The following is an 18,935-nucleotide window of genomic DNA, read 5'->3' on the forward strand; positions in this document are numbered from 1 at the left end:
TAAAAATGAAATCAATTATATATATACTGTTATTATTTGCTGCTAATCTCAATGCACAGACAGCCTCTAAGGAACAAATAATCTCTGGTTTGCCTGAAATCGAAATTACGGAAGGAATTAATCTGCATATTATTTCTCCGGAACCCATCCAGTATGTAGACTTATCCACTGAAAATTTGACAGGTGATTTACCAACTTCCAGTATTGCAAGAATAAAAATTACCAATGAACAAAATTCTGAACTGAAGGAAAAAAAAGTAAAACCAATTGCATTTTTCAATGGAGATAAAATTGGGATTATTACCGTTGTGGGACAGTCCTTCATTGCTCAATATAAAGCCATTTACAAAAATTCAGAAAGCTTGAATACAGTCACAAATATTCATATTCAACCGGAAGCAATGCAGCCTGTTGAGTTTGATAAAATGATCTTTTCCAATCTCGAGCTCAGAAAATTTGCAATGGACATCATTCAGAAAAAATCTGAGAATAATCCAATAAGAGTAGAGAAAGACTTTAATCTCAGCCTTCAGCTCAATAATGTTTATGTGATCAGCGATTATATTTTTCTCGATATGACTTTTAAAAATAACTCAAATCTGAGCTATGATATTGAAGCGTTAAAATTTTCAATTGAAGACAAAAAAATCTATAAAGCAACAAACAATCAAAGCATTGAGATGACCCCGCTTTTTCAGCTGAATCCTCAAAAGCATTTTAAGAAAAATTTCCGAAATATTTATGTCTTCAAAAAATTCACATATCCAAATTCAAAGGTATTGATGATAAGGTTGATTGAAGAGCAACTGTCGGGAAGAACTATTGAAATGAAAGTGAACTATTCTGACATCCTTAAAGCAGATACTTTCTAGCGGAAGTTCCGTATTCACTTGATCATACTCTACACATTAAATTTTGATAAGAAAATGCAAGAACAACAACATCAAATAAAAATTTACGGGTTTCTACAGAAAGTTGTGTACGCGATGGTCGCATTAGATTGTATGTCCTTATTCTATCTGAATGCTGATGTACCTGTAATCACCAATTTATTGAAGAATTTTACAAAAATGAGTTTCATTTATCCACCGATCCATGCAAAGATTGCTACGTTGATTTTAATTGGCTTGGTGGCTACAGGGACGAAAGCAAAGAAAAAGCAAGACTTAAATATTGCTATAGAAATTGTTGTACCGATGCTTGTCGGTTTGGCTATGATCTTCTCATCCTTGAGTTTTCAAGAAGAGGCCGGAAATGGCTCATTGCCGAAAATTTTTCCAGGGCTTAATTTGTATCAGGTCATTTATGCCGCTCTTTCTTTTCTAGGAGCTGTTATTCTTCAGATGGGCGCGGACAGTATTTCAAAACTAATGCAGCAGAAAATGGGAAAGGACCGATGGAATGTGGAAGAAGAATCTTTTGATCAAAACAAAGAACTTGTCAATACGGACACGTCTATTAATATTCCTTATAAATTCCGATATAATAACAGAACCCATAATGGATATATCAATATAGACCCTTTTCGAGGTACAATTGTCATCGGAGTACCAGGAAGCGGAAAATCATTTGGTGTCATTAACCCGTCGATTCGTCAGATGATTGCTAAGGGTTTCTGTCTTTGCATCTATGATTTTAAATTTCCGGATTTAGCTCAGATCGCATATTACCAGTACTTGAAGAAAAAAAGTAAGGAATCTGGATACAATTATAGTTTTCATGTCATCAACCTGAACGAAGTTGAAAAGTCCAGAAGAGTAAATCCATTTCATAAAAAATACATTCAAACATTAGCTGAAGCGCAGGAAATGGCAGAATCAATGGTGTCATCTCTCCAAAAAGGCGGAGCAAGTTCAGGAGGCGGTTCAGAAGCTTTTTTTACACAATCGGCGATCAATTTTCTGTCTTCCTGTATTTATTTTTTTGCAAGGTTCGAGAATGGGAAATATTCAGACCTGCCTCATATTTTATCGTTTATGAATCGTAGTTATAAAGAGATTTTTGATACACTTTTTTCCAACGAAGAGATTTTTTCCTTGCTTTCCCCATTCAAAACTGCATATGAAAACAAAGCTTTTGATCAGCTGGAAGGTCAGATTGGAACTTTGAAAATATTCCTTTCCCGTCTGGCAACCAAAGAAAGCTTCTGGGTATTTTCTGCAGATGAAGTTGAGTTGAAAATAACAGATAAGCAAAATCCATCGATTATGATTTTAGCTTCAGATCCTGCAACTCAGGATATCAATTCAGCTTTGTATTCTTCAATCCTTAACAGGACTCTTCGTCTTATAAATTCTAAGCATAATCTGCCAGGTGGAATTATCGCTGATGAATTTCCGACGATCTATATTCATAAGATTGACACTATAGTGGCAACGGCTCGAAGTAACAAAGTTGCCGTGGTTTTAGGACTTCAGGAGATTCCTCAGCTTCGTCAGTTTTACAAAAAAGAAGTTGCCGATACTATTTCTGCTATTGTTGGGAATATACTCTCAGGTTCGGCAAGAGATAAAAATACTTTGGAATGGCTCGAAAAATTGTTTGGTAAGATTAAGCAAAAATCATATTCCCAGTCTATTTCACAACAAGGAACAACAACCAGCATCAACGAAAAAATGGATTTTATGATTCCGGCAGGAAAAATTGCAGCATTAAAGACCGGGGAGATGGTTGGAATGATTGCGCAGGGCGAAAAAAATAGTACCGAAGAATATAAGACTTCTGCAATAAGAGGCAAGATTAATCTGGATATGAAAGCCATCAAGGAAGAAGAACGAAATTACCGATCGATGCCAAATTACTATTCATTCGTGGATAAAAAAGGTGTTAATCGTAAGGAGGAAGTTCTGATGACAAATTTCAGAAAAATCAATAAGGAAGTAGAACTCATTGTCAAGGAAAATATCAAAGAATAAAATTATGAAATCGAAAGAAAAATATTTGGTAGCTGCAATGATTTTGCTCTGCTATTCATTTGTTTTTGGACAGTTCAATACTCTGACCAGAAAAGAAAACAAGCATTCAGAATCCAGTGCACCAAAGCATAATTTCCAGAAAGAAAAACCTGATGCAGAAAAGGTAAAAGACAACAAAAATTTCCTTCACAGACTTTTTGCTGCCCCAACTAAGGCTGATCTTAAAAAGGAAATTGATTCTTTGAGAGTATTGATGCTTAAATACAGCTTATCAAAAGCAGATCATGAAATACTAAGTCCTAAAACTAAAAAAGATTCTCTACTAACATTAAATAATGAACAAATTTCAGAGCAAATGATGAGCAAAAGAAAACCGGCCAAAAGATTCAGTTTTATCAAAGAAGAGGATTTCGAATCAAAAATAAGCATGCCTCTGGATAAAAGAATTGTTGTTACTTCTCCTTTCGGATGGCGGACACATCCTATTTTCAGAATTGCGAAAATGCACAATGGAACTGATCTCAAAGCTAATTATGAAAACGTTTATGCCGTTTTAGATGGAGTTGTAACAGAATCCGGATATTCAAAAGGAGGCGGAAACTATATCAAAATCAGGCATTCTAAATCATTCGTAACATCTTATCTGCATCTTTCAGAAATATATTATAAAGCCGGAGAATTTGTGAAAGCTGGATTAATTATCGCACAAAGTGGCAACAGCGGAAATTCGACTGGTCCTCATTTACATTTTGCAGTGCAGGAGAATGGAAAATACATCAATCCCATCAAGTTTCTAAATGACTTAATCAATGCCAATAATCTAATTGCTACCTATTATGCAACAGCAAAAAATTCATACAGCCAACAATAAAATTTTTACCATTATGCAAAATCACAATTTACCTACCGATGAACTCAAAAATTTCGGAATCATTAATGATGACCTCACTTTTTCTAAAAAATTAAGCCCTGATGATATTGAGAAGTTCCTTCGGGGATACACCATAGTTGCTGACAATGATAAAAACAGAGCCACTTTTCAACTGACAGAAAATAGTACTAAACTGAAGGTTATTTTCCTTGAGCGCGGTATGAGTCTTAGTAAAATCCTTGCAAGCAGTAAAGAGAAAGTTCAATATACCGATATTAAGAAACTTTCGAGTCATAATCCACTTATCGAAAAGAAAGCTTTCATATTCGACATGGAGACAGGAAAAGTGGTAGAGTTCGATTTCATCACCAATGCTAAGGAGCTTACGGCAATCATTGCTGATAAAAAAGAACCCGAAGAGCTGAACCGATATAAAAATGAATTGCAAAAACTTAAAGTTTTTCTGCAGGATAAAGCAAAGAAGTTCCCTGAAATAGCCAAGGAGATCTCCAAAAACTTGAACATTGTTTCCAGAGAAATCGATTCTGTTAACACCATCGCAGCGGATCAAAAGCATATCTCAAAAGTTGGCAATTCAGAAATTCAATTGAATGTGAATGACCATGGTATGTATGAAGATGCTAATCGAAGCCGTGAAGAACAGGAAGACCCATCTGAGGAATGTGAAAAAACAAGGGGGTTTAAAAGATAATACTTAACATCTAATTATAATTTATGAAGAGCAAATTATCAGGGCTTAATAAAGTGATTGATGTGAAAGTTGGAAAAATATCTTTCTACGATTACGATGGACAAATCGCTGAAGTAATGGAATTTATATCTGATCAAAGTTATTTAAATGCTCTGCAGAACGAATTCAATTCTAATATGGGAGGTTTCAAGTACGAGACTTTAATAAGGACTCCCGAGCTTCTTAAAAAAGTAGACGATTTGATATTCGATGCTTATGGAGAAGAGAATCCAAATTCCCTTGATTTCTATAAAGAAAAATATAATGCAGTTACTGCTACAGACTGTCTTGATCAATTAGAGTTAAAATCATTTAATGAAAATCAACAAAATACAAATCAACCATTTATTAACAATCAAAATCCAAACATTATGGAAACACAAAAAGAATTCGATCAGGTAAAATACCTGAAAGACCAAATGAAATATCTTGGTTTTGGAGAAGACGAGAAACTTCAAAAAGATTTAGAGAAAGGCATCGATGGAAAAGCACAGCAATTTGAAATTAAAACTTCTTCCGACAAAACGCTACCTGAAAACAGGGTTGATTTTACTTTAAAATTTAGCAAAAGCGATCAGGGAGGCGTTTTTCTCAATTCCTATCATGCTAAATTAACCAACGATCAAAAAGGGGAAATATCTCATAATTTTCCTGTAAGTCGGGAAAACTCCTTTACTGCCAAAGAAGCTGTAAATCTGTTGGAAGGACGAAGTGTGAAAATTGAGTTTGTCAATCCTAAAAGCAATCAGACAGAACCAGCTTTTGTTCAATTTAATTTTAATGAACGTAAGACTGATAAGGGCAATTATTATTTCCAAAATTTTTACAAAAATTACGGAGTTGATACAGCGAAGATCGTCGAGAAATCAAATCTGGTATTTGAAAATCCGGAATGGAAGGAAAATAGTATAAAGTCTTTGGAAAAAGGAAATGTTGTAAAAGTCAAGTTTAAAGAAAACGATCAGGTCGTAGAAGCAAAAGCTGTTCTGGATCCACAGAATAGAAATCTTAGACTGTATGACAACGATATGAACAGGATTAACACCAATAAACCCTTAGAGGGTTTGGAACAGGATCATACTCACGATAAAGCCAATGTTCGGGAACAGAGCATTAAGCGATAAATACTTTTCTTACCTATAATACTACAGGAAGCGGTAAGTCATCAAAAGATTTACCGCTTTTTTTCAAATCCAATTGATATGAAAATACAACTTTTATTTCCAATTTTTTTATTTCTACTCGCATTAAATTCCTGCCATAAAAATATCAAATCAGAAGAAGGAGGTTTAGATCTTATCTCTAATGTATATTTCGATGCTTCCAAAGATTTAAATCAAATGCAGAGCTTTCATTTATCAAAGATTAATTATTTGCAAAATCAATTGATCGAATTAGTGCCTGATCATAAGTTTTCAGGGATCAATAAGCAGGTGTATTATATCAAGGATTCACTATGTTACCCTATTGACTCACTTCGTAGTAATGTCATATTCGAAGATATTTCTAAAAAGCAAAGTCCTTTATTGGTCTGGGAAAAGAAGGAAGGTGCTGTCTTTTCAAAGGATTGGATTCCCAATTACAGAAACCGAAAAAACCTGTCTGATACAATTTTATTTAACAAAAAATATAAACGTTTTGAAATTAATTCTCCGTGGAACTACACCCGTTTCTATATTTATCCAACAGATACCATTTTGCCCTATTCATTGTACAGACACGCTGAAAAAGATTATCACGGAAGACTTGAACGCATTGATTCCTATAACAAGAAGACAGATGTTTTTGTGACACTGCAATTATTGCCTAGAAAAACGTGGGATGATGAAGCTAAAGAACTTTTTGAATTTAATCACTTTGTAAAAAACAGAAAAAATTAATGAAGGCGGGAATAAATTTTTCAATGATTAAAAACGGAATTTATATCGTCAGTGGAACTAAGAATGAGTTGGTTGTTTTTGGAAAAGAATCCGATATGCTTTCATTTCTGGAACTTTTAAAATTAAACGAGCAAGTCATTAATCGAAGTCTTGTCACTTTGAATGTTGCCAGTAATACAACAGAATTTCTGAATCATTATAAAAAATTTTGATGGTAAAATATTTCTTTGTTGGGAAGGAGGTAGGATAGGTGATGCGGCAACGCTTAAAATTCTGATGGAATTTAAAGAAAAGAATATTAGGATATTCGCAAGATGTATAAAATTTCAAATGAAGGAAATAAGGACTTGAGTGAATATCTCAGAAACAAATTAAAGCGTCAGAATAAAAATATTAATTTAGTTGAATCAAAAAAAATAGTAGATGCAAACCTCATTGTTAAATCAGAAAGAATACCTAACACTCAGTACTTGGGAACCAAAATTTCTGGAGGAGATTCTGGTAGAACTTTGCGAAACAGCCAATCCGAGCCAAGCGGAGATTACTCAGGAAGACAAACTGTCGGCAGCGATAATGCTGGAAATGGATCTACAGGCATAAAGTGGAGCAATTCAAGAAACAGGGGAGGAAGATCTGTTGATGGAACACAACCGCACAATACTGAAAAAAATGAAGAAGTACAAAAACGGTTGGGCGGAATCATATCCGGGAGAACTGTATCCGAAGGAATCAAAGGAGGATTAGACAATTCTAAAAATATTGAGGAATTAGAAATTCTTATTCCAAAGTAGAGAGCGCAAAAACTGACCAATGACGAAGTTGAGGAACCCATAATAAGCAAATAAGAAGATTATTTTGTCAAGCGCTCTTTAGACTCTTTAAAACCGAGCGGAATTTTGGCAATGGTGCTTCCTTCAGGTTGGCTGAACCGGCAGAAGAAACTAAAAAGCGCAGATATTCCAACGCCTACCGTTTACCAACAGGTGCTTTTGCAGGAACACAAGTCGGAACAGACATCATCATTTCAACAAAGAAGTTATGGAGCAAGGAGATGTTGAAGCTTTTAGAAAATTATTGGATGATAAATTTATTAATCATACAACACCTATTGGTGCTGACAGTGGCCCAAATGGAATGATTAATACTTTCAATAATATATTACGTCCGGCAATGCCTGATTTAACAGTAACAATTTATGAATAAATTGGGGAAGGAGATTTATTACGACTCGGAAAAAATATTAGTGGCACGCGTACTGGAGAATTGATGGGAATTACAGCAACTGGTCGTAAAATAAGTATCGATGTAATAAGGGTTAAAGATGGCAAGTATGTAGAACAAGGGGGTTTAAATACACTACCATCAGTTTTTATCTCAACTTAAAAATTAAAATCATTTGTTAGGTAGATATTTCATTCATGGTAGTCAAAATAATAATATAGTTTTAAATGCTTATTCAGACCATGAAAAGTGTAAGATTCAGTCGCGAAAATTTTTGCGGTGAAAATTTGGAAGCATAAAGGCGCAAACGTCTGCCTTAATATTTCCAACAGTAATTTCAGATTTATGTTCAAACCACTAAAGAATGTAGGAATATTCTGAAACTTCACACACCTGTTTCTTTGTTTTTATGTTGTTTCATTGAAGGCATTTGTTTTTGAGGTCTGTGAACAACGTATCGGTCTTTCTTAATTGACGGCATTGCTGATGATAAAAAAAGAAGCTGGAATAATTCTTCAAAATATTGATCCACTTTTCATAAAGCAGTTTAGCCAGTGACCTTTTTATCCGTTCTTCATCGTCGGACGACAACAGTTAAAAGAACTGGAATATAAATTTTACTATTAAGCTTTTATGGTTGTCACCTTTTGTAGTGATTGATAATTTCTTCATTTTAAAGTTTAATAGAAATTACAGTTTTTTATTAACTTAGATAGAGCCAGAAGAGCTAAGTTTTTTTTCAATATTTTTACTCAGATCGAGAGAGTTCTTTTAATAGAAAACAAAGATAATTAAGAAGGTTTTGAAGGATATAAAATGGAGGAAGAAATTTATTTGGAGTGGAATTGTATTTCTATTCAATTGATTATTATTTTTTTAACCGCACCAATATTAGTTTTCCTAAAATGAAAGCTTGATCATCCTTAGTCGGTTCCTTAAAGATTGATCTTAGTTTAAGCGACTGTTTATTTTTGTTAACTTTGTGGATGGAGCCAACACAAAGCCTCGAGGATTTTTACCATCAAAAACTGAACTTCATGCCCGAGAACCTAAAAAAGGAATTGGGGCATTTCAACGTATTTAACCTGGACGATTTCCTGGGCAAACATGCTAAACCTATTCCCTACAGTCGCAAAGATTATTTTAAGATCAGCCTGTTGAAGGGTCATAAACGGTTGAGCTATGCAGATAAGGTGGTCGATGTAGAAGATTGCGCTTTATTGTTTGCAAATCCTTTGATCCCCTATAAATGGGAGCCTTTAGAGGATGAGCAATCTGGATATTTCTGCATATTCACTGAAGCATTCTTTAATAATTATGGGAACATTAAAGAATATCCGCTATTTCAGCCTGGAAATACTCCTATTTTTCCGCTCTCAGTTACCCAGAATAAATCGATTCAAAATATTTATCTAAAAATGCTTGAAGAAATCGGATCTGATTATACTTATAAATATGATGTATTGCGAAACCTGGTCTTTGATCTGATACATACTGCGATGAAAATGCAGCCCGCACTTGCTTCGAGCTATTCGAGCTTGAATGCCGCGACTCGTATCTCCTCACTTTTTATGGAATTGCTCGAAAGGCAGTTTCCTATTGAAACTCCAACACAGCAGATGCTTTTAAGATCACCCTCCGAATTCGCCTCGCAACTTTCTATACATATTAATCACCTTAATCGAGCCTTAAAAGAAACCACCGGTAAAACCACTTCGCAGATTATCGGAGAGCGTGTAGCGCAGGAAGCGCAAGCTTTACTCCGGCATACCCAATGGAGTATCGGCGAGATTGCATGGGCTCTTGGATTCGAAGAACTATCTCCCTTTATCAATTTCTTTAAAAAGAATTTCAACCAGTCACCACGATCCTTTAGAAATATAGGCACTGTTTGATTTTATCAACTAATGGTTTGAAAGCTTCAACTTTATGCCGACCATAGCAACTTACCTTTGTGTCATCAAAACAATGATAACATGAGTGTAAATATAAATCTGGAAGGAAAAGTAGCAATAGTGACCGGGGCCGCAGGTGGCATTGGTCTGGCTGTGGTTGCCTTGTTAATCGAAGCAGGAGCAAACATAATCGCAGAGGACAAAAGTGAAAATGTTTATAAGTTGGAAAACCAATACCCGGGAAACGTATACGCTACGCAGGGCGAGGTATCCGAAAGGGCGACAGCCAGGCGCGCTGTTTACCTGGCTACCGAGAAATTTGGTGGTGTTGATATCCTTGTGAATAACGCCGGACGGTCATTCCCAAAAGCATTTCTGGAAATTCGGGATGAAGACTGGGACAGCGTTATGGCAGACAATGTGAAAGGCATGTTCGTTCATGCAAGTGAAGCCGTTCCCTCTATGATAGCCCGCGGTGGTGGCACGATCGTTAATACGGATTCAATTTCCGGATTGGTGGGTATTGCTAATCTGGTCACCTACTGTACCTCAAAAGGTGCCGTAAGCTTGTTTACAAAAAGTTTGGCTGTTGAACTGGCTCCAGAAAATATCCGGGTTAACGCAGTTGCTCCCGGTGTGATCGAAACACCTATACTGGATAGCCTTGTTCTCCATGGCCGTGAGGTATTGAGAAATGAAGGCACAAAAGAACCGATTGGCCGGGCCGGGCAGCCCGAAGAGATAGCGAATGTTATCTTATTTCTCTCTTCTTCCTTGTCGAGCTTCATGACAGGCACTATCGTTGTTGCTGATGGTGGTTATACAGCAAAATAATTAATGTCTAATACAAAATAACATGGAAAATAAGAAAAGAATATTGATAGTCGGTGCTGAAAAAGGCCTCGGTCTTGGCTTGGCAAATGAGTTTTTTAAAAGAGGATACCACGTTACCGGAACCTGCCGTAAAGGTGATGACGACTCAAAATTAGAAGCAGTGGGAAAATCAGATCCTGACCGGTTAGTTGTAAAAAATGTGGATATCGTAAAGATGGCTTCGGTACAAGAATTAGAAAGTTCATTGCGTGGACAGGTGTTTGATATTATGTTTTATAATGCAGGAATATATGGCCCTTTGCACCAGTCTGTGTTGGAAGTTAATGACGAAGAAGTAGCGGGCCTATTTTTGACTAACGCTATTGGCCCGGTAAGACTGGCCAAAAGATTAGAAAAATATCTGGAAAAAGAGGGCGGAATGATTGCATTTATGACCTCTCACCGGGCGAGCATAGCAGGTAATACAGAAGGAGCTGTTGAACTTTACAGTGCAAGCAAAGCAGCGCTTAATTCTCTCAGCAGAAGCTTATACTTTCACGTCCAAAACGCTGGTCGTACCATGCTGAATGTCCATCCAGGCTGGGTAAATACTGATATGGGCACTTTAAATGGTACTGTACCATATGAGATAGAATTGGAAGAAAGCATTGTGGGTGTAGTCAATGTTGTAGAACGTCATTTTGGCTCTGGCCAACAAGCATATGTTGATTATACTAACAAAATACTTCCCTGGTAATGCAGGGGAGTGTTTTCCCTGCTAAACGATCAATAATATGAAATCACTTTTTTTGCAAAGAAATTATTGAATTGATTAGATACTGAGGCTATATACATGTCATTATAAAACCATAGAGAAATTTGAGACCTTAAGGAATATAAAAAACTTTAAGAAGCTTAAACATCATTTAGCCCATCTGACAAAAAATTCAACTCCGACTTATTTGACTGCATCGAAGATACATTAAATTTTTATCGATTTATAGGATATAAAATTCCTCATAAATTTTTCCTTATAAATGACGGGAAGGCAGTAGGAGATTATCTTAAAACGAATGGTCAATTATCAAAGATCATACATTTTGGTGTTACTTAATGTTTCAGGAACATTTAACATATACGGCAATTTTAATTCTCCAGAAAAAAAAATACCTGCCATATGCTTTTGGACTTAGTTAAAGCTTGCCCTAAATTCCAGGGGTGACAAATTAGTTTTTGACTTGAATAACTTGTTGAAAGATTGCGGATGCTCGAAACCTAGTAAAAAGGCAATTTCGCCAACGGTAAGATTACTGGTTGTTAAAACCTCTTTAGCTTTTTCGATCAGTTTAAAATGTATGTGCTGTTGTGTATTGTGGCCGGTTAACGTCCGAAGCATATCGCCCAGGTATTTTGGTGATATGTTTAACTCCCCAGCAAGATACTGAACAGTAGGCAAACCCTTCATCAGAGCTGTTCTATCATTGAAATACTGGTCGAGTATTTTGTCCAGTTTTTCCAGTAGTATGTTATTTAATGGCTTGCGCATAACGAACTGCCGTTTATAAAAGCGCTGACTATAGTTCAGCAGTAATTCGATTTGTGATATCAGCACATCCTGGCTGATGTCATCAGTAGCCGTTTCCAGTTCGTCGTCTATACTTTTACCAATAGCACTTATAATCATTTTTTCTTTACCGGACAGGTGCAGTGATTCGTTTACGGAATAGTCAAAAAATCCGTAATTTTTGATCTTTGTGTCCAAGGCATAGTTTCGCAGGAAATCTGGATGGACAAGTAAGGTAAAACCTTTGCTTGCTGTTGCCGTCTCGATTCCTTTAAGCGGCTGACCCGGCGAGACAAAAAACATTCCCCCTTCTTCAGAATCATAAATTGTCTGCCCGTATCTCATCCTGCAAACTGCGAATTCGTTATAGGTAACGTTATAAAAATTCAAAACAAACGGATGCGCCAGCATTTCGCGGGTAATTGCTACTTTGTTATGGTCGAGCATGCTGATCAGTGGATGAAGCGGCTCGGGTAAACCAAAAACACGGTGCATTTCCGTAATGGAATGAAATATTCGTAATTTGTTTTTCTGTTTCATAGATCAATTTCCTGCTAAGTATGCCGATAGATACCTTTAAAAAGATGTCTATAGGCAGTATAATTATATTCTTTAACTGGCTTCGAACATTTGTTTCATTCCTGCTATAAAAGCTTCGTCCCCGTTCGCTAGCCGCTGTGCATATAGGGCTTTGGCGTCTTCGCCGCAAACATAACGCAATATGCCTTTACCATCGGTAGCGGCACCATAAACAACTTCCGCAATCTGCTCCGCTGTTGTCGTATTTTCACCATATGTCAAAAGCGCTGTGGATTTATTCATTAAATTTTCATAAGCCGGGTGGGAAACTATAATCGACCGATCTACAATGTCAGTAGCAACTACACCAGGTTAAATTGTTTTAATACCGATACCAACTGCATTCAACTCATAGGATAGGCTTTCACTCCAACCTTCGATTGCCCATTTGCTGGCATCATACATGGAACTCACTGGGAATCCCATCAAGCCTGCCGAAGAGCCGGTGGTGATAAATAATCCAGATCTCTTTTCACGAAAATAAGGGATAAAAGCCTGTGTTACACGGACGACACCGAAGAAATTCGTTTCCATCTGTGCCACCATCTGCTCATCTGTTATGGCCTCAAGTATTCCAAACAAAGCATAACCTGCATTGTTAAACACCACATCAATGTCGCCGATTGCCAGTGCTCTTTGTGTGGTTTCTTTGATTTGATTTAGATTGGTAACATCCAGTGGCAGCAGGGTAATATTGCTCGACAGATTTAATTCTGTTTCATTTTCCGGCTTGCGCATAGTTGCAATTACATTCCAACCCCGCTCAGAAAACAGTTTTGCTGTTGCTTTACCTATTCCCGCTGAAGCTCCAGTAATAAAAATCGTCTTTTTCATTTTTTTAATTGTTATGATACAAATTTATATTTCTTAAAGTAGTTTCGAGTAGCCAAACCGGAGCATCTTGTAGTCAAAATGATAAGAGATAATAAGAGTAATCCAGTTGCTTTAAGTCAGTTGCTTTCAAATAAACAAATTTTACATTTAAACATTGGTCATTGCACAATTATTAAGTTATTATTTAAGTACGAATCAATATTGAGCGGTAAAATAGAGAATTTGTATTTTGGGGACCTTTAGTTACAGTGATTGCTACTTTCGCCGCAATTGTACTTCGTACCGGTCAGGCAAATAAGTACTGCGGTTCCATAGCACTGTCTTGATATGAACTAAATCAAGGTAATGTGCTGTTTTATTTATTCTTTCAAAAGCAATCTATTGCAAGTGGGATTGCTTTTCCATTCGTAATAACCGCTTAGATCAACTTTTAGACAACGGTATATTTTTTCAATCGGAAATAAGTATTTGCGATGTTTAATAAACTGATACTTCATCGACCACTCTTGGACAAATGCCAATATCTTTTTTTATTATATCTCACTCCAACCCTGCATCCTTTAGTAGCTTCTCCAATTTGTGGATTATTTCCAGCTGCCGATTTAGTTTAAGATTACAATTTCAAGGGAAGCTTGCTTTACCAAATTCTTCGTACTTTTTACGCCATTGATAAAGCAGTGTGACCTTTATTTCTAGTTCTCAGGCTAATCTGAAACATTGGTCCTTTGGTTGCTTAATTGAACAATTTTGTCTTAAGCTGTACCATGAATTTTTCGAGCTCGTTTTACATTTAAAAAATTAAGGTTTTATGTATAACTCTAAGTGGAAGCTAAGTGAGGATATCCATTATCCCCTTTCGCATTTGTTATCTTTACTTGAATAAAATCACATGGGGATTTTGATATTTCCTTTGTCTTTGGATTTTGAGCGATTACTTTTTCTAAAAAATCCCGATTTTTATCTCCCCAGACATTCATGGCATCAATAATGGGCATCAGTGACCATCCAATCTCGGTGAGCGAATATTCTACTTTGGGAGGTAATTGCGGATAAATTTTCTTTTCTATTATTCCATGCTCTTCCAGTTCTTTCAGTTGTACATTCAAAACACGGCGTGTCGCCTCCGGCAGTATCCTCAAAATTTCACTCGGGCGTTTTACATCCATAGAAATAGCATTAAGTAACGCCGGCTTCCATTTTCCGTTGAGTATTTCTCTGGTCAGGTGGAGACCGCAGTCAATCGTAAGAGGAATTTTTCTTTCGTACATAAAGTGTAAATTTAAGACAAAAATACATCATATTAACTAAAAGATGCATTGGGATAAATTTATCCCTATAGCATTAATTTCACCTATATTGTTTGTTTGTTGATATTGGCAGAACTTTGCTGAGATCAAAAATTAAAAAAAAACAATGAACAATACTTCACAACCCCTTTTAGAGGAGTATCAAATAGGAGATTTACAATTAAAGAACAGAGTCATAATGGCTTCACTTACCCGCGCTAGAGCTGCTAATCCCGGCTTGGTACCTACAGCGATCATGGCGGAATATTACGCTCAGCGTGCTTCTGCCGGACTGATCTTATCAGAAGGCACCTGGGTGAATCCGCAATCTATCGGATTTATTAATGTTCCGGGAATTTTTACCCAGGATCAGGTAAAAGGATGGAAGGCCGTAACCAAAGCTGTTCACGATAACGGAGGACTGATTTTTTCGCAATTAGGACACATTGGCGCAGGAGCGCATCCTGATCTGCAGAACGGAGAGCTTCCTGTAGGACCGTCAGCAGTTAACATACAGTCGCAATCTTTCACTCCGGAAGGTTTTAAAAATACCGTAACCCCGCGTGAAATGAAGGTTGCTGATATCAAAGAAACCATACAGGATTATACAAAAGCGGCTCAAAATGCAAAAGATGCAGGTTTTGACGGTATAGAGATACACGCAATAGTCGGAATGCTTATCCCTCAATTTCTTAGTAAAACTATCAATAAGCGCACTGACGAATATGGTGGAAGTATTGAAAATCGTTCCCGCATCGTCTTTGATCTTTTAGATGCCATCATAGAGGTTTGGGACAGTACACGTGTTGCCATAAAATTCTCTCCTGTCATGCTAAGTAATGTCGGAATCGTGACGCCTGATGATCAAACGATTGATTTATTCAAATATATTCTGAATAAACTGGATCACTACAATTTAGCTTTTGTGCATATCGTGGGGCCATCGGAAGACTTATCGGGCACCCCTGTAGAAGCATTGCAGGAAGATTATTTCTCTCATTTCCGCAACAATTACAGTGGAAGAATATTGGCTAACTTAGGTTTTTCTAAAGAAAGTGCCAGTAAAATCATAAGGGAGGGTAAAGCAGATTTGGTGTCTTTTGGAGAACTTTTTATTGCAAATCCCGATCTGGTGGAACGTTTTCAAAATAATTGGACACTCTCGGAAAGCGACCGAGATACCTATTATTCAGGCGGGGAAGATGGTTACATTACCTATCCTAAAGCACAATATCCTCAATCTTAAAGAGAGAGTTGATAAAAGATCAAAGCATATAATTAGGAATAAGATATAATGATTATTTTCAGAGCCTCATTTTTTTTTGATCTTAATGGATTAATCGTGCTTCTATCTCAGAAACAGTAATTAGCACCAAGAAATCTAAAAACAAAAGTGCAGCGTAAAGTGTAGATTATCCACTTTAAAGCATTAAAATTAGATCAACTTTGTAATAATAAAATCCAATCAATATGGGAACACTGAGTTTTTCATAAACATCATTCCCGAAATCCCTTATTTTGCGTTCTGCCCAAATCATACATTAATTCTTTGAAGGCCTATATCTCCAAAACACATATTAACGAGAGATTGGCTTACGCAAGGAAATCAGAATACTTAGAGCGGATCTGCAGCTTTGTGGGTTCTACCAATAAAACAGATTTTTTAACCGATGACTTGGGAAGTGTAAGGTGGATCATTTTCGAAGTGATCGAGAAGATCAACTTCAATTATTCCTCAGAGATCAATATTGATAAGGTTTGGGCGCAGGCCTACTACAACACTGTATGCATAATTTAATTGGATTCAATATAAACTATATTACGTGTTGATACTCAATAACACAGAGTTTTAATAATGAACAATAAAGATAATTGAACGATAAGTCAGTTTGATCAATAAATTCAGTATATTTGTAATACAATAATATTATTTATCACTATATTACAACACTAAATACTACCATTATGTTATTTATTTCTTTTTCCAAAGTTCAAAAAAAACTGATTGATAATATTCGTGAACGGAGATTGCAAATGAATCTAACACAAGAAGGTTTGGCGGAAAGGTCGGGTGTTCCTTTACCAACCCTAAGAAAATTTGAGCAAAAGGGCTTAATCTCTTTGGATTCATTTTTAAAATTGCTTTCAGTTGTTGGTGGATTAGAAGAAATGGTTGACGTTTTAAAACCGAAAGAACACAATTTTAAATCTATTAATGATGTACTAAAATCAGAGGAAAAACCAATTAAAAAGCGAGGAAACAGAAAATGAAAATAGCTATCAAAGAAATAAAAGTGGGATTGAATTTCGGTTCTGGAACTCAGCCTGTTGGACGTCTGGCAATTCGTGATGGTATCATCTATTTTCAATACGATGAAGAATTTCTGCAAAGTAATTTGGAGATTTCACCTATAAGACTTCCTTTGCAACGAGGCGTGATAGAGCTTCCAAGAGATCCATTTGAAGGTTTAGCTGGTGTTTTCAATGATAGCTTGCCTGACGGTTGGGGAAGATTGCTCTTTGATCGTATGCTTCGCTCGCAAGGAGTTTCCTCATCGGATATTTCTTCACTAGACCGGTTAGCGTACGTCGGATTGCACGGTATGGGAGCATTGATTTACGAGCCGGATCAGAGTCCGGATAGTAGTAATGAGATGATTGATTTGGACGTGTTAGCTACTCAAACAGAAGACGTTTTGCAAGGTGATTCGGATGAAGTAATTACAGAACTTTTGGCCTTGAACGGATCTTCTGCCGGAGCACGGCCAAAAGCACTTATCGGTGTCGATGCAGAAAGAAAAAATATTTCATATGGAGCGAATTTGTTAGGCGATGATTTTGATCCTTGGATGGTAAAATTTCCAAACTCATTAGATGGGAAAGATGCGGGCGCAATCGAATACGTTTACGCTTTAATGGCTGTAGATGCAGGAATTAAAATGCCTGAAGTCCATTTGTTTCCATCAAAGAAAGGAGGTGGCTACTTTGCCGTTAAGCGTTTTGATAGAGAAGGAAATAAGCGTCTCCATATGCGTACCGTGAGTGGACTCGTTCATAGTAACTTTAGGTTTCCGTCTCTTGATTATGAAGATTTATTATCATTGACGGGTGTTTTAACCAAAGACATTAGAGAAGTAGAAAAAATGTTTCGTTTAGCAGTTTTCAATGTTATGGAACATAATAAAGATGACCATGCTAAGAATTGTTCGTTTTTGATGAATGAATTTGGAGAATGGAAATTATCACCCGCTTACGACCTTACTTTCTCATCCGGACCAGGTGGAGAACAGAGCACTATGGTAATGGGAGAAGGACGAAATATTACCGTCAAACATCTGACTACATTAGGAAGGGAAGCTAAACTATCAAAAGAATTCGTAGATAATGTTATTGAGCAAACTAGTTCTGCACTAAATAAATGGTCAAACTTATCAAAAGATTTTGGAGTTGGTAAATCCAATAGAGAATTAATAAGTAGATTGATTAAAACACTTTAATATAAAATTTGAGCTATACTTGTTAGAATTTTAAATTATTTTTGCCCTAAAAATTAGATCAAAATTGAGGTGTACAGGCGAAATGTATCAATTATAACTGGTGCAGTCGGGAAATGTTAATTGTCTAATTTACAGGGATTTATAAGGTTTGAGGTGTACAGAAGTAGTACAAATGTATATTTAAAATGTAGCTTCAAATATTATAAAGTATTGGTTTGTAATTAGTTAATGCGACGAGATTCGTGCGGAAAAGTAGAAAAAAAAGATGTTGCAGCATCTTAATGATGTACCACTTTTGTACACCTCGATCTGCTTAAACCACCATCAATAAAGACTTCTTTAGATACTGTATCGGCAAATAATCACTACAAAAACAACCAATCAAAAACCTTTATTATAATACTCTAAAGCCTTATTTATAAGGGTTTTTTCTTTCCAATATACGTTTGTTGCGAGTTATTTTGTTATAATCAGCACAAATTATGTTTTCAAGTAGCACCATGAAGTTTCAAAATTATTTTACATGCTTTAGTAAAGATTCTGAGAAGATTGAAAATTTAAAAAATATTTTGAAACAGATATGGATACTGATGTAATAATAAACGGAATAAGCTCTAAGTCTAAAGCCTAGGGTGTAAATTAGATTTTGAAGAAGTGGAAGAAAAAAATGTTTTAGAATTCGCTATATGATTTTTATAGTTTTGAATAATGCTTTTTTTTACATAATGAATTGAAATTCAATTAATAAACTTTTATGAGTCAATGAGTAATATACTTGCCTCATTAATAAATACGCAATTTTTAATTACATAATTTTACACTCATACTC

The 18,935-nt window shown here is 36.1% G+C and carries 21 protein-coding genes; 17 read left to right on the forward strand and 4 right to left on the reverse strand.

What is annotated here, in order from left to right; translation table 11 throughout:
• The first annotated feature begins 5 nt into the window (after positions 1–5).
• The 13 genes from OMO38_RS17320 (at position 6) to OMO38_RS17375 (ending at position 11,103) form a co-directional block, all read left to right on the forward strand.
• Positions 6–872, forward strand: a complete 867-nt coding sequence (locus OMO38_RS17320) for a DUF4138 domain-containing protein (protein ID WP_264751445.1) — start codon at positions 6–8, stop codon at positions 870–872.
• 54 nt (positions 873–926) lie between these two features.
• Positions 927–2,915, forward strand: coding sequence for a type IV secretion system DNA-binding domain-containing protein (locus OMO38_RS17325; protein WP_264751446.1), 1,989 nt, complete (start codon positions 927–929; stop codon positions 2,913–2,915).
• A 4-nt stretch (positions 2,916–2,919) separates the two neighbouring features.
• Positions 2,920–3,786, forward strand: a complete 867-nt coding sequence (locus OMO38_RS17330) for a M23 family metallopeptidase (protein WP_264751447.1) — start codon at positions 2,920–2,922, stop codon at positions 3,784–3,786.
• Between the two features lie 13 nt (positions 3,787–3,799).
• Complete coding sequence (locus OMO38_RS17335; RefSeq protein ID WP_264751448.1) at positions 3,800–4,498, forward strand: hypothetical protein; 699 nt, start codon at positions 3,800–3,802, stop codon at positions 4,496–4,498.
• Between the two features lie 23 nt (positions 4,499–4,521).
• Entirely contained in the window at positions 4,522–5,661 is a 1,140-nt protein-coding gene (locus tag OMO38_RS17340; protein ID WP_264751449.1) for a hypothetical protein, read from the forward strand.
• 78 nt (positions 5,662–5,739) lie between these two features.
• Entirely contained in the window at positions 5,740–6,417 is a 678-nt protein-coding gene (locus OMO38_RS17345; RefSeq protein WP_264751450.1) for a hypothetical protein, read from the forward strand.
• A complete protein-coding gene (locus tag OMO38_RS17350) occupies positions 6,417–6,629 on the forward strand; it encodes a hypothetical protein (protein WP_264751451.1) in 213 nt (70 codons plus the stop codon). The genes OMO38_RS17345 and OMO38_RS17350 overlap by 1 nt, the downstream gene beginning before the upstream one ends.
• Positions 6,630–6,731: 102 nt before the next feature.
• On the forward strand, positions 6,732–7,208 hold the full coding sequence (locus OMO38_RS17355; protein WP_264751452.1) for a hypothetical protein: 477 nt from the start codon (positions 6,732–6,734) through the stop codon (positions 7,206–7,208).
• A gap of 247 nt (positions 7,209–7,455) precedes the next feature.
• Positions 7,456–7,620, forward strand: coding sequence for an ester cyclase (locus OMO38_RS17360; RefSeq protein ID WP_264751453.1), 165 nt, complete (start codon positions 7,456–7,458; stop codon positions 7,618–7,620).
• Positions 7,621–7,800: an ester cyclase gene (locus tag OMO38_RS20345; protein ID WP_406567334.1), complete on the forward strand. Its 180-nt coding sequence runs from the start codon at positions 7,621–7,623 to the stop codon at positions 7,798–7,800.
• An 875-nt stretch (positions 7,801–8,675) separates the two neighbouring features.
• Positions 8,676–9,533, forward strand: coding sequence for a helix-turn-helix domain-containing protein (locus OMO38_RS17365; protein WP_264751454.1), 858 nt, complete (start codon positions 8,676–8,678; stop codon positions 9,531–9,533).
• 81 nt (positions 9,534–9,614) lie between these two features.
• A complete protein-coding gene (locus tag OMO38_RS17370) occupies positions 9,615–10,367 on the forward strand; it encodes an SDR family NAD(P)-dependent oxidoreductase (RefSeq protein ID WP_264751455.1) in 753 nt (250 codons plus the stop codon).
• 22 nt (positions 10,368–10,389) lie between these two features.
• Entirely contained in the window at positions 10,390–11,103 is a 714-nt protein-coding gene (locus tag OMO38_RS17375) for an SDR family NAD(P)-dependent oxidoreductase (protein WP_264751456.1), read from the forward strand.
• A gap of 432 nt (positions 11,104–11,535) precedes the next feature.
• On the opposite strand, the gene OMO38_RS17380 is transcribed toward OMO38_RS17375, so the two are convergent.
• The 4 genes from OMO38_RS17380 to OMO38_RS17390 form a co-directional block, all read right to left on the reverse strand.
• On the reverse strand, positions 11,536–12,450 hold the full coding sequence (locus tag OMO38_RS17380) for a helix-turn-helix domain-containing protein (RefSeq protein ID WP_264751457.1): 915 nt from the start codon (positions 12,448–12,450) through the stop codon (positions 11,536–11,538).
• 72 nt (positions 12,451–12,522) lie between these two features.
• Positions 12,523–12,732 (reverse strand): hypothetical protein, encoded by a 210-nt coding sequence (locus tag OMO38_RS20295; RefSeq protein ID WP_319804254.1) that lies wholly within the window; start codon positions 12,730–12,732, stop codon positions 12,523–12,525.
• Between the two features lie 69 nt (positions 12,733–12,801).
• Positions 12,802–13,323, reverse strand: a complete 522-nt coding sequence (locus OMO38_RS17385; protein ID WP_319804255.1) for an SDR family NAD(P)-dependent oxidoreductase — start codon at positions 13,321–13,323, stop codon at positions 12,802–12,804.
• Between the two features lie 818 nt (positions 13,324–14,141).
• Complete coding sequence (locus tag OMO38_RS17390) at positions 14,142–14,591, reverse strand: winged helix-turn-helix transcriptional regulator (RefSeq protein ID WP_264751458.1); 450 nt, start codon at positions 14,589–14,591, stop codon at positions 14,142–14,144.
• A gap of 145 nt (positions 14,592–14,736) precedes the next feature.
• Between OMO38_RS17390 and OMO38_RS17395 the strand changes: the two genes are divergently transcribed.
• From OMO38_RS17395 to OMO38_RS17410, 4 genes are all read left to right on the forward strand, one after another.
• A complete protein-coding gene (locus tag OMO38_RS17395; protein WP_264751459.1) occupies positions 14,737–15,855 on the forward strand; it encodes an alkene reductase in 1,119 nt (372 codons plus the stop codon).
• A gap of 294 nt (positions 15,856–16,149) precedes the next feature.
• On the forward strand, positions 16,150–16,407 hold the full coding sequence (locus OMO38_RS17400; RefSeq protein ID WP_264751462.1) for a virulence-associated E family protein: 258 nt from the start codon (positions 16,150–16,152) through the stop codon (positions 16,405–16,407).
• A 167-nt stretch (positions 16,408–16,574) separates the two neighbouring features.
• Entirely contained in the window at positions 16,575–16,880 is a 306-nt protein-coding gene (locus OMO38_RS17405) for a helix-turn-helix domain-containing protein (RefSeq protein WP_264751460.1), read from the forward strand.
• Entirely contained in the window at positions 16,877–18,106 is a 1,230-nt protein-coding gene (locus tag OMO38_RS17410) for a type II toxin-antitoxin system HipA family toxin (protein WP_264751461.1), read from the forward strand. The genes OMO38_RS17405 and OMO38_RS17410 overlap by 4 nt, the downstream gene beginning before the upstream one ends.
• The last annotated feature ends 829 nt before the right edge of the window (positions 18,107–18,935 follow it).

Origin of the sequence: Chryseobacterium kimseyorum, assembly GCF_025971945.1 — a bacterium.
In the GTDB taxonomy this organism is placed as follows: domain Bacteria; phylum Bacteroidota; class Bacteroidia; order Flavobacteriales; family Weeksellaceae; genus Chryseobacterium; species Chryseobacterium kimseyorum.

Coding starts and splice junctions, on each gene's coding strand:
- OMO38_RS17405 (WP_264751460.1), top strand. CDS start 16,575: ATGTTATTTATTTCTTTTTCCAAAGTTCAAAAAAAACTGATTGATAAT.
- OMO38_RS17390 (WP_264751458.1), bottom strand. CDS start 14,591: ATGTACGAAAGAAAAATTCCTCTTACGATTGACTGCGGTCTCCACCTG.
- OMO38_RS17335 (WP_264751448.1), top strand. CDS start 3,800: ATGCAAAATCACAATTTACCTACCGATGAACTCAAAAATTTCGGAATC.
- OMO38_RS17350 (WP_264751451.1), top strand. CDS start 6,417: ATGAAGGCGGGAATAAATTTTTCAATGATTAAAAACGGAATTTATATC.
- OMO38_RS17345 (WP_264751450.1), top strand. CDS start 5,740: ATGAAAATACAACTTTTATTTCCAATTTTTTTATTTCTACTCGCATTA.
- OMO38_RS17385 (WP_319804255.1), bottom strand. CDS start 13,323: ATGAAAAAGACGATTTTTATTACTGGAGCTTCAGCGGGAATAGGTAAA.
- OMO38_RS17365 (WP_264751454.1), top strand. CDS start 8,676: ATGCCCGAGAACCTAAAAAAGGAATTGGGGCATTTCAACGTATTTAAC.
- OMO38_RS17355 (WP_264751452.1), top strand. CDS start 6,732: ATGTATAAAATTTCAAATGAAGGAAATAAGGACTTGAGTGAATATCTC.
- OMO38_RS17375 (WP_264751456.1), top strand. CDS start 10,390: ATGGAAAATAAGAAAAGAATATTGATAGTCGGTGCTGAAAAAGGCCTC.
- OMO38_RS17325 (WP_264751446.1), top strand. CDS start 927: ATGCAAGAACAACAACATCAAATAAAAATTTACGGGTTTCTACAGAAA.
- OMO38_RS17380 (WP_264751457.1), bottom strand. CDS start 12,450: ATGAAACAGAAAAACAAATTACGAATATTTCATTCCATTACGGAAATG.
- OMO38_RS17320 (WP_264751445.1), top strand. CDS start 6: ATGAAATCAATTATATATATACTGTTATTATTTGCTGCTAATCTCAAT.
- OMO38_RS17395 (WP_264751459.1), top strand. CDS start 14,737: ATGAACAATACTTCACAACCCCTTTTAGAGGAGTATCAAATAGGAGAT.
- OMO38_RS17340 (WP_264751449.1), top strand. CDS start 4,522: ATGAAGAGCAAATTATCAGGGCTTAATAAAGTGATTGATGTGAAAGTT.
- OMO38_RS17410 (WP_264751461.1), top strand. CDS start 16,877: ATGAAAATAGCTATCAAAGAAATAAAAGTGGGATTGAATTTCGGTTCT.
- OMO38_RS17370 (WP_264751455.1), top strand. CDS start 9,615: ATGAGTGTAAATATAAATCTGGAAGGAAAAGTAGCAATAGTGACCGGG.
- OMO38_RS17330 (WP_264751447.1), top strand. CDS start 2,920: ATGAAATCGAAAGAAAAATATTTGGTAGCTGCAATGATTTTGCTCTGC.
- OMO38_RS17360 (WP_264751453.1), top strand. CDS start 7,456: ATGGAGCAAGGAGATGTTGAAGCTTTTAGAAAATTATTGGATGATAAA.
- OMO38_RS20295 (WP_319804254.1), bottom strand. CDS start 12,732: ATGAATAAATCCACAGCGCTTTTGACATATGGTGAAAATACGACAACA.